Annotated in this window: 14 protein-coding genes; 11 read left to right on the plus strand and 3 right to left on the minus strand. The window is 70.2% G+C overall.

Annotated elements, in window-relative coordinates; translation table 11 throughout:
- Nucleotides 1-32 precede the first annotated feature (32 nt).
- Genes EI73_RS03445 through EI73_RS03460 form a run of 4 tightly spaced genes read left to right on the plus strand, consistent with a single transcriptional unit; the run spans nt 33 to nt 3,261 of the window.
- Nucleotides 33-539 (plus strand): DinB family protein, encoded by a 507-nt coding sequence (locus EI73_RS03445; RefSeq protein ID WP_034384271.1) that lies wholly within the window; start codon nt 33-35, stop codon nt 537-539.
- Nucleotides 533-1,030 (plus strand): DinB family protein, encoded by a 498-nt coding sequence (locus EI73_RS03450; protein ID WP_231557274.1) that lies wholly within the window; start codon nt 533-535, stop codon nt 1,028-1,030. Before EI73_RS03445 ends, EI73_RS03450 begins: the two co-directional genes overlap by 7 nt.
- The gene (locus tag EI73_RS03455) at nt 997-1,896 is read left to right on the plus strand and encodes a hypothetical protein (protein ID WP_231557275.1); all 900 of its coding nucleotides are present in this window, start codon (nt 997-999) and stop codon (nt 1,894-1,896) included. The genes EI73_RS03450 and EI73_RS03455 overlap by 34 nt, the downstream gene beginning before the upstream one ends.
- A 30-nt stretch (nt 1,897-1,926) precedes the next feature.
- The gene (locus EI73_RS03460; protein ID WP_051935400.1) at nt 1,927-3,261 is read left to right on the plus strand and encodes an aspartate aminotransferase family protein; all 1,335 of its coding nucleotides are present in this window, start codon (nt 1,927-1,929) and stop codon (nt 3,259-3,261) included.
- On the opposite strand, the gene EI73_RS03465 is transcribed toward EI73_RS03460, so the two are convergent.
- Together EI73_RS03465 and EI73_RS03470 are read right to left on the minus strand one after the other, a co-directional pair.
- Entirely contained in the window at nt 3,233-4,402 is a 1,170-nt protein-coding gene (locus tag EI73_RS03465) for an acyl-CoA dehydrogenase (RefSeq protein WP_034384277.1), read from the minus strand. The two genes, EI73_RS03460 and EI73_RS03465, sit on opposite strands and share 29 nt — an antisense overlap.
- A gap of 23 nt (nt 4,403-4,425) precedes the next feature.
- On the minus strand, nt 4,426-4,683 hold the full coding sequence (locus tag EI73_RS03470) for a hypothetical protein (RefSeq protein WP_034384280.1): 258 nt from the start codon (nt 4,681-4,683) through the stop codon (nt 4,426-4,428).
- 75 nt (nt 4,684-4,758) lie between these two features.
- Between EI73_RS03470 and EI73_RS03475 the strand changes: the two genes are divergently transcribed.
- The 6 genes from EI73_RS03475 (at nt 4,759) to EI73_RS03500 (ending at nt 9,918) form a co-directional block, all read left to right on the plus strand.
- Complete coding sequence (locus tag EI73_RS03475) at nt 4,759-5,013, plus strand: hypothetical protein (RefSeq protein WP_231557276.1); 255 nt, start codon at nt 4,759-4,761, stop codon at nt 5,011-5,013.
- Between the two features lie 102 nt (nt 5,014-5,115).
- Nucleotides 5,116-5,544: a 3-hydroxyacyl-ACP dehydratase FabZ gene (gene fabZ / locus EI73_RS03480; RefSeq protein ID WP_034384286.1), complete on the plus strand. Its 429-nt coding sequence runs from the start codon at nt 5,116-5,118 to the stop codon at nt 5,542-5,544.
- A gap of 117 nt (nt 5,545-5,661) precedes the next feature.
- Nucleotides 5,662-6,807, plus strand: a complete 1,146-nt coding sequence (locus EI73_RS03485) for an LptF/LptG family permease (RefSeq protein WP_034384289.1) — start codon at nt 5,662-5,664, stop codon at nt 6,805-6,807.
- Nucleotides 6,804-7,922 carry a glycosyltransferase gene (locus EI73_RS03490; protein WP_231557277.1) on the plus strand — a complete coding sequence of 373 codons (1,119 nt, stop codon included), beginning with the start codon at nt 6,804-6,806 and terminating at the stop codon, nt 7,920-7,922. The genes EI73_RS03485 and EI73_RS03490 overlap by 4 nt, the downstream gene beginning before the upstream one ends.
- Entirely contained in the window at nt 7,919-9,181 is a 1,263-nt protein-coding gene (locus EI73_RS03495; RefSeq protein WP_051935401.1) for a polysaccharide deacetylase family protein, read from the plus strand. Before EI73_RS03490 ends, EI73_RS03495 begins: the two co-directional genes overlap by 4 nt.
- Entirely contained in the window at nt 9,178-9,918 is a 741-nt protein-coding gene (locus EI73_RS03500) for a class I SAM-dependent methyltransferase (RefSeq protein ID WP_034384294.1), read from the plus strand. The genes EI73_RS03495 and EI73_RS03500 overlap by 4 nt, the downstream gene beginning before the upstream one ends.
- A gap of 9 nt (nt 9,919-9,927) precedes the next feature.
- On the opposite strand, the gene EI73_RS03505 is transcribed toward EI73_RS03500, so the two are convergent.
- Nucleotides 9,928-10,446, minus strand: a complete 519-nt coding sequence (locus tag EI73_RS03505) for a metal-binding protein (RefSeq protein ID WP_034384295.1) — start codon at nt 10,444-10,446, stop codon at nt 9,928-9,930.
- An 83-nt stretch (nt 10,447-10,529) separates the two neighbouring features.
- On the opposite strand from EI73_RS03505, the gene EI73_RS03510 reads away from it, so the two are divergent.
- Nucleotides 10,530-12,635: a S8 family serine peptidase gene (locus EI73_RS03510; RefSeq protein ID WP_034384298.1), complete on the plus strand. Its 2,106-nt coding sequence runs from the start codon at nt 10,530-10,532 to the stop codon at nt 12,633-12,635.
- The last annotated feature ends 88 nt before the right edge of the window (nt 12,636-12,723 follow it).

Consider the following 12,723-nt stretch of genomic DNA (forward strand, 5'->3'; position numbering starts at 1 on the left):
CCGGCTTGCCCGCGCTCTGCGAAACTAACTCCATGACCGACACCCAACCCGACCGCAATGAGCGCGCGCAGCTCGCCTTCGCCCGCCTGCTCCCCAAGCTGTTCCGCGGCGGGCAGGCGTTCGTGGGGGTGGAGGCGGCGCTGAGCGGGCTGGATGCAGGGGCCGCCGTGCAAAGGCCCGAACATCTGCCGCACAGCGTGGCCGAACTCGTCGCGCACGTGAACTGGTGGAACCGCTGGATGCTGGACATCATCGAGATGGGCCGCGCGATGCCCTACCCCAAGCACGCGGCCGACACCTGGCCCGCCGTCACCGAGGAGGACTGGGCGCGGGTCAAGGCCGAGTTCTACGAGCTGCTCGCCCGCATCGATACGCACACCGCCCGCCCCGACCTCGCCAACCCCGTCAACCACGACGAGACGATTGGCGAGCTGCTGGCCGACTTTGCGCTACACACCGCGCACCACTTCGGGCAGGTGATCACGGTGCGTCAGGCGCTCGGGGCGTGGCCGCCTCCAGGAGGGGGGGATACGTGGTAAAGGAGCCTCTGACCGTCGGTGGGCCGCTTTCCGCCTTTGGCGCTGCCGTTGGGAACCTGTTCCGGGGTGGTCCGGCCAACGTGTCGTGGGAACGCGCCCTGGAGGGGCTCAGCGCGGCGGAGGCGGTCCGGGTCCCCGAACCGTTGCCGCATTCGGTCGCGCAGGTCGTGGCCCACGTGCAGTTCTGGCAGGCGTATCTGCTGGAGGTGATCGCCGGCAAGAACCCGCCCGCCCCGGAACACGCCGCCGGGGGCTGGCCCGAGCCCGGCGACTGGGAGACGCTCCAGACCGCTTTCTTCCGCGATCTGGAGGCGCTGCGGGCCCTCACGCGGGACGCGGCCTTCACCGCCACCCTCGACCGCAAAGACCGCCCCTGGGCCGCCGGTCTCACCAACTTCGCGGGGCACAGTGTCTACCACCTCGGGCAGGTGGTGTGCATCCGGCAGGCGCTGGGGCTGTGGCCGCCGCCCAGCGGTGGGGACACGTGGTAGGCCGCTCGCCCACGAAACGGGCACCGCTCGCCGTCACCGAGCTCAACGCGGGAGATTCCAGCCGGGCCTCGCACGTGTGGCGGGTGGAGGAGGCGGACGGGCCGGTGATCCTGCGCCGCCCGTGGTGGACTTCGCCGGACGTGAGCGCGTTCATGCTGGGCCTCGCACGCTTGTTCGAGGTCGATCCGCGAAACCTGCCCGCCACCGCCGACGCTTACCGCTTCTGGCGGGGGCTAGGGGTCTGGATGGTGCCGGAGGTGCTGGGCTTCACGGACTTTCGCGGTGGCGCGGCGTTGCAGGTGGCCTTTGTGCCCGGTGAGTCTCCACGTGATCTGCGGGAGGCGGACGCGGCGGAACTGGGGCGACGGGTCGCGGCAGTCCATGGCCACACGGCGCAGGGGTTCGGTCCGGTGACGGGAAGCGCCTTACGGCTCCTCAGCGACTTCTACCCCCACGCGCTGAGGGTGGTGCGGGAGGTCACGGCCCGCTTCGAGCCGGACGCCTGGACGGGGCACGGGCCGGACGTGGAGGCAGCCTTTGCCGCAGCGCCTGCCCCCACCCGGGCCGTTCCGATGCTGCTCGACTGGAACGGCTCGCAGTTCGTGTGGCGACAGGGGCAACCCTTTGCCCTGGTGGACGTGGAGGCGTCCGCCCTCGCCCCGCCGGAACTGGACCTGGCCCTCTGGGAAGTGCTGCTGGACGCCCGGGGCGCGGGGGCCTTCCGGGCCGCCTATGCGAGCACCCGCCCCTTTCCCGACCTCGGCCCGCACCGCGCGGCCTGCCGTCTGCTCCTGCGCGCGCTCCAGGTGGAGGGCTCACCGCCGCTGCGAGACTGGCTCGCCCTTCCACCCCGCTTCGACCCCTGACAGCTTCCCATTCCTGAGAAAGGCTTCCGCATGACCGATTCCCCCAGTTCCAGTGTCTTCTACCGTTCCCGCAAGCCCTACCCGACCGCCGTGCGGGGCGAGGGCGTGTACCTCTATGACGCCGGGGGGCGGCGGTATCTGGACGGGTCGTCGGGCGCGCTGGTGGCGAACATCGGGCACGGGCGGGCCGAGGTCGCGGACGCTCTGGCACGGCAGGCGCGCGAACTGCCCTTCGTGCATGGCTCGCAGTTCACCTCGCCCGTGCTGGAGGAGTACGCCGCGCGGCTGCTGAACTTTCTGGGCCTGCCCGGCTTTCGCTTCTGGGCCGTCTCGGGGGGATCGGAGGCGAACGAGAGCGCGATCAAGCTGGCGCGGCAGTACCACGTGGAGCGGGGCGAGCCGGGGCGCTCCAAGGTGATCACGCGCCTTCCGAGCTACCACGGCGCCTCGCTGGGGGCGCTTGCCGCCTCCGGGATGGGGGCACGGCGAGCGATCTACTCTCCCCTCTTCAACGAGGGCGCCTGGCCCAAGATGCCCCGCCCCGACCCCCGCCTGGCAGGCGAGGCCGATGCCGAACGCCTGCGCGAGGTGCTCGAGACGGAAGGACCGGAGACGGTCGCCGCCTTTCTCGCCGAGCCGGTCGTCGGGGCGTCAGACGCGGCCCTCGCTCCGAATGCGGGCTATCACGCCCGGATTGCGGCGATCTGCCGCGAGTACGGCATTCTCTTTATCGCCGATGAGGTGATGAGCGGGATGGGGCGCTGCGGGTCGCCGCTGGCGGTCCGGCTGGGGGGCGACGTGACGCCCGACATCGTGGTGTTGGGCAAGGGGCTGGCGGCGGGCTACGCGCCGCTTGCGGGGCTGGCGGCGAGCCCCGAGGTGTACGGCACGGTGATGCAGGGCTCGGGCGCTTTTCAGCACGGCTTTACCTACGCGGGCCACCCGGTCAGCGTGGCGGCGGGCCTCGCCGTCTTGGACATCGTGGAACGCGAGGGGCTGCCCGAGCGGGCGCGGGTGCAGGGCGAGCGGCTGCTGGCCGGGCTGCGGGAACTGAAGGAACGCCACCCGGTCGTGCTGGAGGCGCGGGGTCACGGCCTGCTGCTCGGTCTGGTGCTGGGCGACCCGGCGACCGGGCAGGCGTTCGGGACGCCCGGCATGGCGGAGCGGGTGGCGCGGGCAGCCTGGGAACGCGGCCTGATCACCTACCCGGGTACGGGCGCGGTGGACGGCATCCGCGGTGATCACCTGCTGCTTGGTCCGCCCCTGTGCATCAGGGATACCGAGGTGGAGGAGATGCTCGCGGCGCTGGACGGAGCCCTGCAGGCAGGGGGCGTTTCTAGACCTCGGCAAACACCGCCCGGCTGATGACGAGCTGCTGAATCTCGGAGGTGCCCTCGTAGATCTCGGTCACCTTGGCGTCGCGGTAGAGGCGTTCGACGGGGTACTCACGGCTGTAGCCGTTGCCACCGAAAATCTGGATGGCGTCGCGGGCGCAGTCCACTGCTGCTTCTGAGGCGAGCAGCTTGGCGATGCTGGCCTCCTTGCCGTAGGGCTGGCCCTGGTCCTTGAGCCAGGCGGCCTTGAGGGCGACCAGGCGAGCCGACTCGATGCGGGCGGCCATCCGCGCCACCTTAAAGGACACCCCTTCGAACTCCTTGAGCCGCTTGCCGAACTGCTCGCGCTCGGAGGCGTAGCGGGCAGCGTGTTCGAGGGCCGCGCGGGCGATCCCCAGGGCCTGCATCGCGATCCCGATGCGGCCCGCGTCGAGGCTGGAAAGGGCGATGATCAGGCCCTCGCCCTCCTCGCCCACCCTGTTTTCCGCGGGAACGCGCACCCCGTCAAAGGTGACGGTGGTCGTGTGGGCCGCATGCAGGCCGAGCTTCTCCTCGGGGCGGCCGAAGCTGAGGCCGGGCGTGTCCCCCGGCACGATGAAGCAGGAGATGCCGCGCGCGCCGGGACCGCCGGTGCGGGCCATCACGAGGTAGGTGTTCGCCTGGCCGCCCGAGGTGATCCACGCCTTGCTGCCGTGCAGGACCCACTCGTCCCCCTCGCGTTCGGCCCGCAGGCGCAGGCTGGCCGCGTCGCTGCCCGCCCCCGGCTCGGTGAGGCAAAAGGCGCCGATGTGTTCACCGCGGGCGAGGGGGCGCAGGTACCGCTCGCGCTGCGCGTCGGTGCCGTAGCGCAACAGCATCTGCTCGGGAAGCCCGTTCTGAACGCTCACGATCACGGCAACACTGGCGTCGGCAGCGGCAATCTCCTCGAGGCACAGGGCGTAGGTCACCGAATCGAGGCCCGCGCCGTCCCACGCCTCGGGCACGGTCGCGCCCAGCAGGCCCAGCTCGGCCAGGCCGCGCAGCTGCTCGCGGGGGTACGCGCCGCTGCGGTCATACTCGGCGGCCTTGGGCGCAAGCTCGGCGCGGCAGAACTCGCGGACATGCTGCACGATCATGCGCTGTTCAGAAGACAGGGCGAAACTCATCCCCGTTTCGGCGGTCGCGGTCGTCATGCGCTCAGGCTAGCAAACGGTTGTTAGGTCCCGTGCAGGGCGTCCCGCAGGGCCTCCTCGATGCCGCGCCCCCGCCAGCCGGTTTCGACCCCTAGCGCCTCGCCCCCTTCCCACCGCAGGGCCGCGCCGATCACCGCGCCGCCCGCGATGGCCAGGGCCGCCGCCCTCAGGGTGTCCTGCGGGGCCTGGGGACAGAGCCGCGCAACAGCCCCCTGCAACGTGGGTGCCAGGGGCAGAGGCGGGCGGGTCACACGAACGCGAGCGGGCAGGGCGGGGGGCACGGGGCGAAGTCTAGCAGGTGCTCTACAATACCCGCCGATGACAGGAACGGGGCGCAGGACCAAACAGGTGGGCACGTGCGGGGACTGAGGTGGCTGGGCGTGGTCACGCTGAGCCTGCTGACGCTGGCGCTGGCCCTTCTCACGCTGGGGAGTTTCGCCGCTCTGAACCCGAGCGCGCCGCTGTGGTTGCGAACCGTGGGCGGCCTGGAGACCGCGTTGAGCGCGCAGGTGGGCGTGGGGCACCTTCCCGGCTTCACGCGGGCCGTCGCGCTGACCCTGCTCACCAGCCTGCTGGCGGGCCTCTGCGCCTTTCTCAAGCCGCGCGCCTGAGGCGGCCCGGCTGTTTTGGTGGCCCGTGCTACCCTTGGGGCGTTTTGGCCGCGGGAAGCCTCCACCTCCTCGCCTCCCGCTCAACACGAAGGAGCGCCCCTGATGGACCCCCTCTTGATCCAGGACGTACTGAAGACGTTGCCGCACCGCTTTCCCTTCATTCTGGTGGACCGGGTGCTCTCGGCCGGACAGGGCGAGGTCCACGCGCTCAAAAACGTGACGGTCAACGAGCCCTTTTTTCCCGGTCACTTTCCGCAAGAACCCGTCATGCCCGGCGTCTTGATTGTGGAGGCGCTCGCGCAGGCAAGCATGTTCTGCCTCCACGGGGAGCTGGAACCGGGAACGGTCGGCTACCTCGCGGGAGTAGAGGGCGCGCGCTTTAAGCGCAAGGTGATTCCCGGAGACCAGCTTCACCTGTACGCGCGGCTGGACTTTCTGCGCCGGGGACTGGGCAAAACCACCTGCCGCGCCGAGGTGGACGGCCAGGTGGCGGCGGAAGCGACGATTCTCTTCGCCGTGGCCAAGGGGTGAGTGGTCCGTGGGGCTGGAGGCTGGGTGGTGGCTCGGGGGAACAGACGCTCACCTCAAGGTCCTGGCCTGCGCTCTTCTCACTTCCCCCTCCCCACGGCCCACCGCCGAAGGAGCGCCATGACCCGCCTTACCCGCTACGTCACGGGCGAGCTGCTGCCGCCGCTGGTGGCGGGCACGCTGCTGTTTACCGCGATCCTCAGCTTTGGCTACTTCTTTATCAGCAGTCAGTGGCTGCGGGGGGTGCCGCTGGGCCTGATCGGGCAGTGGATCGGGTACCAGGTGCCCGACACGCTCGTCAAGGTACTGCCCATGGCGGTTGTGCTGATGACGGTGGTGGCGTTTGGCCGACTCGCGACCGAGCGAGAACTCGTGGCGGTGCAGTCGGGCGGAATCGGGCTGGGGCAGGTGGCGCGGCCGGTCGCGGTGGTGGCGGCCCTCGTGACCGCGCTGGCCGTGTGGCTGAGCCTGTGGGTGGCTCCCCGCGCAAACGTGGAGACGCGCGGCCTGTACTGGGACGTGCTGACGGGCGCGGGCCTTTCGCAGCTTGTGGGCAAGACGGTCGACCTGGGCGGCAACCTGACGCTCTGGCTGGGAGGCTATGACCCGGCGCGGCGCGAGCTCAAGCAGGTGCGGGTAGAGCGCTGGCAGACCGATCATCCGCAGCGCGCGACGGTGATTTTTGCAGACAGCGGCACCTTCGAGAACAACCGGCTTTCCCTGCGCGGGTATCAGGTGTACACGGTGAACTACGCGGCGGCCGCGGGGCTGGCCCGCGTGCCCGAGAACGATCCCGCCGCCTTCCGCGCCGCCGTCCAGGAAGTCTTTCCCAACGTGGTGCTTCCCCAGGACGCGAGCAGCACGCTGAACCTCGATACCGGGCTGTCACGCAAGCAAACCATCGCGCAGTACGCCGACGCCATCGGCGCAGACAGCGAGGGCTGGCCTGAACTGGTCACCAAGCTGACGGCGCCCGGTGTGCCACCACAGGAGCGGCAGGACGCCCGCGTCCAGCTCAACCGCAAGCTGGCGCTGCCCTTCGGCAACCTGGTGCTTGCGCTTGCCGCGCTGCCCTTTGCCCTGCGCTTCGGGCGCACACTGGGTGTGTCGCTGGGCATCGCCCTGCTGATCGCCGTCGCCTATTACCTGGTCTTTTTCATCGGCCTCACGCTGGCGGGGGCCTTTCCCGGCCTGCCCGAACTGGGCGTGTGGCTGGCCAATTTCGTCTTCGCGGGGCTGGGGCTGTGGCTGCTGAGGCGAGCGTGACCCCAGCCCTGCGCGCCCTGATCCTCTCCGCCTCCTTTGGAAGCGGGCACCATCAGGCGAATGACGCGCTGGACCGGGCATTGCGGGCGGCGGGCGTGGACCTGCGGGCGCGGCACGCGGATTTCATCGCGTACCTGAACCCCTTGGAGCGGGCCGTGACGGTGGGCACCTACGCCGCCTGGCTGCGCTACGCACCGGGGATGTACAAGGCGTTCTACGACTGGACGGACCAGGAGACCGAGCCGCGGGCCCTCACGGGCACCTTCGGCTGGCTGGGTCTGGGCGGGATGCTGCGTGACCTGCGCGAGGTGAGGCCCGAGGTGGTCGTGAGCAGTTTTCCGACGCCCGTCGCGCTGGCCCACACCGCCCGGCAGCAGCTCGGCACCGAGTTCCTGAACGCGCTGGTCGTGACCGATTACCGCGTGCATCACCACTGGGCGCGCCCCGAGGCCGAACTGCTGATGGTGGCCCACGAGGAGGCGCGCGAGCAGATGAAGCGCTGGCGAATTCCCGATCGCCGCATCGTCGTGACCGGCATTCCCATCGCCCCGGCGTACCGGGCGCTGGTTGGCGCCGACCGAGCGGCGCTGCGCGAGCAACACGGGCTGAAGGCGGATGAGCCGCTGATCCTGGTTTCAGGCGGAGGAACGGGCACCTACCGAGCGCTTCACCGCGTGCTGAACGAGCTGAGCAACCTGGGAAGACGCGTGCAGGTGCTGGTGTTGGCTGGGGCGCGGACCCGTGGCGTGTCGCGGGTGGGAGGAGCGACGGTGCACGCCCTGGGCTTTACGCCTGCCTTTCCCGAGCTGCTGGCGGCCTCTGACCTCGTGGTGGGCAAGGCGGGTGGGCTCACGGTGGCGGAGGCCACGGCCCTGGGCGTCCCGCTCGTCATCTTTGAGCCGATTCCGGGACAGGAGGAACACAACGCCGCCTACCTCGTGCGGCACGGGGCAGGGCTGTGGGCGCGGCGCCTGACGGACGTGCGGCCCGCCGTGCTGCGTGCGCTGGACCCGAATGAACACGCCCGGCTGAGCGCGAATGCCCGCGCCCTCAGCGTACCTGACGCTGCCGACCGGGTGGCGGCCGCCCTGCTGCGCCGATTGGGGCGAGCATGAGGCGGCGTACCTGGGCTGCGCTGAGCCTGCTGGCATACGCAGCTCTCCCCTACGGCCTGGTGCAGCGGCTGAACCTGGGGCTCCTGCGGGAGGGCCGGCAGCGCCGCAAAGCCCTGGCCCTCACCTTCGACGACGGTCCTGACCCGGCCACCACGCCCGCTGTGCTGGACGCTCTTCAGGAGGCGGGTGCGCGGGCCACCTTCTTCGTGATCGCGGGGCGAGCGGAGGCGCACCCGGAGCTGATCCGCCGAATGCTGGAGGCGGGTCACGGGGTGGAAGCCCACGCCGCGCGGCACGTCCATGCCTGGGTGAGGACGCCCTGGGGGGCCTTTCTCGACCCACTGCGGGCGGCCCGGCGCGTCTCGGCGGTGACGGGGCGGCCCGTTCGCCTCCACCGGCCTCCCCACGGGGCCTACACCCTCGCCACGTGGCTGGGCCAACGCGCAGCGGGTGTTACCGGCGCCCACTGGAGCGTTGAAGGCCGCGACTGGCACTCCGCCTCCACACCGGAAGGCGTGCGGCGGCGGGTGAATGAGCTCATCTTTCCCGGTGCGGTCGTCGTGCTGCACGACGCAGGCCCGGGCGCGAGGAATACCCTGCCCATGCTCCCGGGCCTCCTTTCTGATCTGAAAGAACGCGGGTACGGGCTCGTTCGGCTGGACGAGCTGGACGGCTTGCGTCCCCTCACGTTCCGCGACCTGCCCCGGCGCCTGATGGGGGGGCTTGACCGGGTGTTTGACCATCGAGGAGGAACTCGACCGGCGGGGGGGCGGGCCGACAACCTCTTCCGTGTCGGGCCGGCGCGCTTTCCCCTCTCCGGGGTCACGCTGCAAGGCGGCACGCCCGTCCCCAAGGGCACGCCCGCCGCTGAGTTCCACGTCAATAACCCGCTTCTTGTAGACCTAGGCCTGCGCCGTGCTCTTCGCCTCGCCCGCGAGGACTTCCGCGACCTCGCCCGCGACCTCCAGACCCGACCAGAAGTGCAGGGGGCCCAGGTGGTGTTCTGCCTCAGTGCCCTCGCGCCCCTGCTCGCCACACTGGGCTTCGAAACCCGCGACCTTCCGCCCACCGCGGCGCGCCGCCTGCGGGCCTGGGCGAATGTGCTGAGGTGGGCCTACGGCAGTCACTCCCAAGCGCCGGAGCCGCGGCTCAGCGTGATGAGGAGGGAAGCCTTCATCGCGAGGTATGGAAAGGGGGCCGCGCTCCGGAGCGAAAGCCCCGACCCCCCTTCCCACGAACCACTACCCTCTTCCCCGTGAACTACGACGACTTCGCCGACCTCTACGACCACCAGTACGACCTCTACCGCGACGACCTGCACTTCTACGCCGGGGTGGCCGAACGCACGGGCGGGCCGGTTCTGGAGGTGGGGGCCGGAACGGGGCGGGTCACCGCCTTCCTGGCGCGGCGGGGCGTGCGCGTGGTGGGCTTGGAGCCGAGTGCCCGCATGATCGAACGGGGCCGAGCCCGAGCACAGGCAGAGGGGCTGGACCTGACTTTCTTGCAGGGGGATGCGGGGAGTTTTCGCCTGGAGGAGCGCTTTAAGCTGGCCATCGCGCCCTTCAACGCGCTGATGCACCTCTACACGCCCGCCGAGCAACTGCGGGCGCTGGAAAATATTCGGGCGCATCTCAACCCTGGAGGGGCTTTCGTGTTTGACCTGTACGTGCCGCGTTACGGCGAGATGAACACGCTGCGCCACGAGGGCGAGACGTTCTACGGCCAAGACGGCTCACGCACCGACGTCTTTCTCGTGCAGCGGCACGACCGGCCCCGGCAGCACGTGACCACCGAGTACTACGTGGACACCACGGCGCCAGACGGCACCCTGCGGCGGCGGCACTACACCCTGACCCAGCGCTACTACACCCGCTTTGAGGTGGAATGGCTGCTCCGCTGCGCGGGGTTCGAGGCGCCGCGCGTGACGGGCAGCTTCCAGGGCGGGCCGCTCACAGAAGGCAGCGAGGTGATGGTGTTTCAGACGCGGGTGGGCTAAAAGCCGCCTTCAACACCGTTTCCGGACTTCTCGCCGCGCCTGCCGCAACCCGTGGTCGGGCCGCACGCCGTCGGCGATCAGGTGAAGCCACTGGCTGAGGTAGTAGCCCGTGAGCAGGGGGACCACCACCTTCAGGCTGATGGGCTGCGGGAGGCGGGGCAAGGGCACGTCCGGCCACACAAAGCGCAGCAGACCGACGATGAGGCCCGCGATGACCGCCAGGTACGCCAGGCGGGTGAGGGGACCGAGCAGCCAGGTGTGCGAAAGGCCCCGGTGGCGGCAGAGCATTCCATAGGGCACCCACAGGAAGCCCAGCAGGCCCCAGCGCCGTTTGCTGTCCACTCGGCCTTCGGCGAGGTCAAGATCGGGTGAGAGCAGAAAGGTGCCGACAAAGAAGCCCAAACTGAAGTGAAGGGCCTGCAACGGCGTAACGCTCAGGTGGCCCTCGCGGGTGACGAGCAGCACTCCAGCCGAGAGGACACTGTAGGCGGCGATGTTGATCAGGTTATGGACGCGTCCGCTGGGCACGGCGGCTATTGTGGCGCGCCTGGGCGGGAATGTCTGCCCCGCTTCATCTGCCGTCAGGTGGGATGCGGCATCCTGGAGGGCACATGAAACGCCTGTTTGCCCTACCCGCGGTGGCGCTGCTCGTTGCTGCCTGCGGTCTGACGACGCCCGTCGAGACTCCCCCGCCGGTAGGCACAACTCCCCCAACAACGGGGCAAGCGGTCGCCCTCGGCACCGCCTCCTCCGGGCAGATCGAGCAGCCCCTTGCTGGGACGTGGACGGTCGACCGAGCGAGCCTGCCCGCGTGGCTGACCGTATGGCCCACCAGCGGCACGGGTGACCTCCGGCTGACCGTGCGGGTGGACCGGGTGCAGGGCACGCCCACCGCCGCCGATCAGGCGCAGCTCAGCGGCGAGGTGACGGTGAACTGGCAGCGGGGTGAGCAGAGCGGCAAGGTCACCTGGAAGGTCACGGCCGACCAGTACACCCTGACGGGCCGGGTGGTGGACGCCCCGCAGGCGCAGGGGACGGACGTGGCCGCGAGCTCGGGAATCAGGACCCCAGACGCTGCCGCAGCTCGCGGCGTGATCGTGAAATACCGCTCGGCGGCGGCGCAGGCGCAGGCGCTCGGAGAAAGAGCCAACACCGAGCTCAGCGCCGCGCAGGGGGCGACCCGGGACGCCTTGACCCGGCTGAAGATCCCGCGCAGCGGGGTGACGGCTCTGGGCCGCCGCAGCGTCCGCCTAGAAACGGCTGATGTGGAGGAAGCGCTGCGGGTGCTGCGGGCTGATCCCAACGTGGAATACGCCGTGCCTAACGCCGTGCTGCACCCGCAGGCACTCAGCGCGCCCGTCGTGCCGACCGACCAGTACGCGGGCCTGCAATGGGCGTACAAGCTGCTGGGCTACGGGGCCGTGTGGCGCGATATGGAAGACGGAGGCTACACCCGCCCGGTCACGGTCGCGGTGGTGGACACCGGGGTACGCTTTGACCATCCCGACCTTCAGGGGGCGCTCTACGGCCCGGACGAGGGGGCACTCGACGTGCTGGGGTTCCGTCCCAAGACGGACCAGCAGCCCTACGACAACGGCGACGGCGACGGTCCCGACACTGACCCGACCGATCCCAGCACACCGGCACGCAGCGGCGGCAGCCACGGCACACACGTCACCGGCATCATTGCGGCGCGCTGGGGGAGCATCCCGCAGTTTCCAGGCTGCCCGGCGTGCAGCACGAGCGGCGTGGTGGGGGCCTCCTACCGAGCACCCATCAAGGTGCTGCCGGTCCGCGTGATCGACGCCCAGGGCAATGCGGAGGTCGCGGACGTGGTGAACGCCCTGCGCTACGCGGCGGGCCTTCCGATTGCGCTGGAGGGCAAGACCTACACCAATCCGCACCCCGCTCAGGTCATCAATCTCAGCCTCGGTGGGGAAATTTCCGCGCAGACGGCGCAGCCGATGTGCGAGGCGGTGGCGGACGCCACGCGAGCGGGCGCGCTGGTGGTGGTGGCGGCGGGCAACGGCTACGGCAGCGCGCCCTACTACCCGGCCGCCTGTGAGGGCGCGGTGGCGGTCGGGGCCGTGACCCTCTCGGGGGCGAGTGCCCCACGACACGCCAGCTACAGTAACAGCTATTCGCAGGTGATGCTCTCGGCTCCGGGCGGGGACACCCTGACCTTTTTCAACGGGGGGACCCTGAACGGCACGCCCTTCCCGGACGAGATTTTCTCGACCGACTGGGACTACCTCAAGAACCAGCCGATGTACCGGCCCAACGCGGGAACGAGTCAGGCTGCTCCCCAGGTGAGCGCGCTGGCCGCCCTGCTTCTCAGCAAGGGCGTCACACAGGGGCGGGAAGATACCCTGGCCCGCCTGACGGCCACCGCGACCGACCTGGGCGCGCCGGGCCGCGACAGCCAGTTCGGCTACGGCATGATCAATGCGGCAGCGGCGCTCTCGGCCCCAGCCGTAAGCAACGTGCTGGGGCTGCGGATCCAGGACAGCCGCGGCTTTGCCTACCAACCCGCCCTGGACCCGCTGGGCCGTTTTACGGCCTACCTGCCGGACGGCACCTTTCAGGTCGTTGCGGGACGTGACCGCGATGGCAATGGGATCTACGGGGAGACGGCGGAGCCGCGGGCGGAGCGGAGCGTCACGCTCGGGCCCGACACAACGGAGGCCAAGCTGGGTGACCTCACGCCGCAGCCCTGACCGCTCGCCGGGAGGAGGCCGCCTGGCCGGTGCCTTGACAGGGGTTCTGCCCGCCCCTACCCTGAGCGCATACTTGGTGCTCGAGCGC

It is taken from the genome of Deinococcus sp. YIM 77859 (assembly GCF_000745175.1).
GTDB lineage: Bacteria > Deinococcota > Deinococci > Deinococcales > Deinococcaceae > Deinococcus.

Bases quoted from the DNA above. Each gene is read 5' to 3' on its own strand.
- EI73_RS03445 (WP_034384271.1), top strand. From the start codon at position 33: ATGACCGACACCCAACCCGACCGCAATGAGCGCGCGCAGCTCGCCTTC.
- EI73_RS03460 (WP_051935400.1), top strand. From the start codon at position 1,927: ATGACCGATTCCCCCAGTTCCAGTGTCTTCTACCGTTCCCGCAAGCCC.
- EI73_RS03465 (WP_034384277.1), bottom strand. From the start codon at position 4,402: ATGACGACCGCGACCGCCGAAACGGGGATGAGTTTCGCCCTGTCTTCT.
- fabZ (WP_034384286.1), top strand. From the start codon at position 5,116: ATGGACCCCCTCTTGATCCAGGACGTACTGAAGACGTTGCCGCACCGC.
- EI73_RS03485 (WP_034384289.1), top strand. From the start codon at position 5,662: ATGACCCGCCTTACCCGCTACGTCACGGGCGAGCTGCTGCCGCCGCTG.
- EI73_RS03495 (WP_051935401.1), top strand. From the start codon at position 7,919: ATGAGGCGGCGTACCTGGGCTGCGCTGAGCCTGCTGGCATACGCAGCT.
- EI73_RS03510 (WP_034384298.1), top strand. From the start codon at position 10,530: ATGAAACGCCTGTTTGCCCTACCCGCGGTGGCGCTGCTCGTTGCTGCC.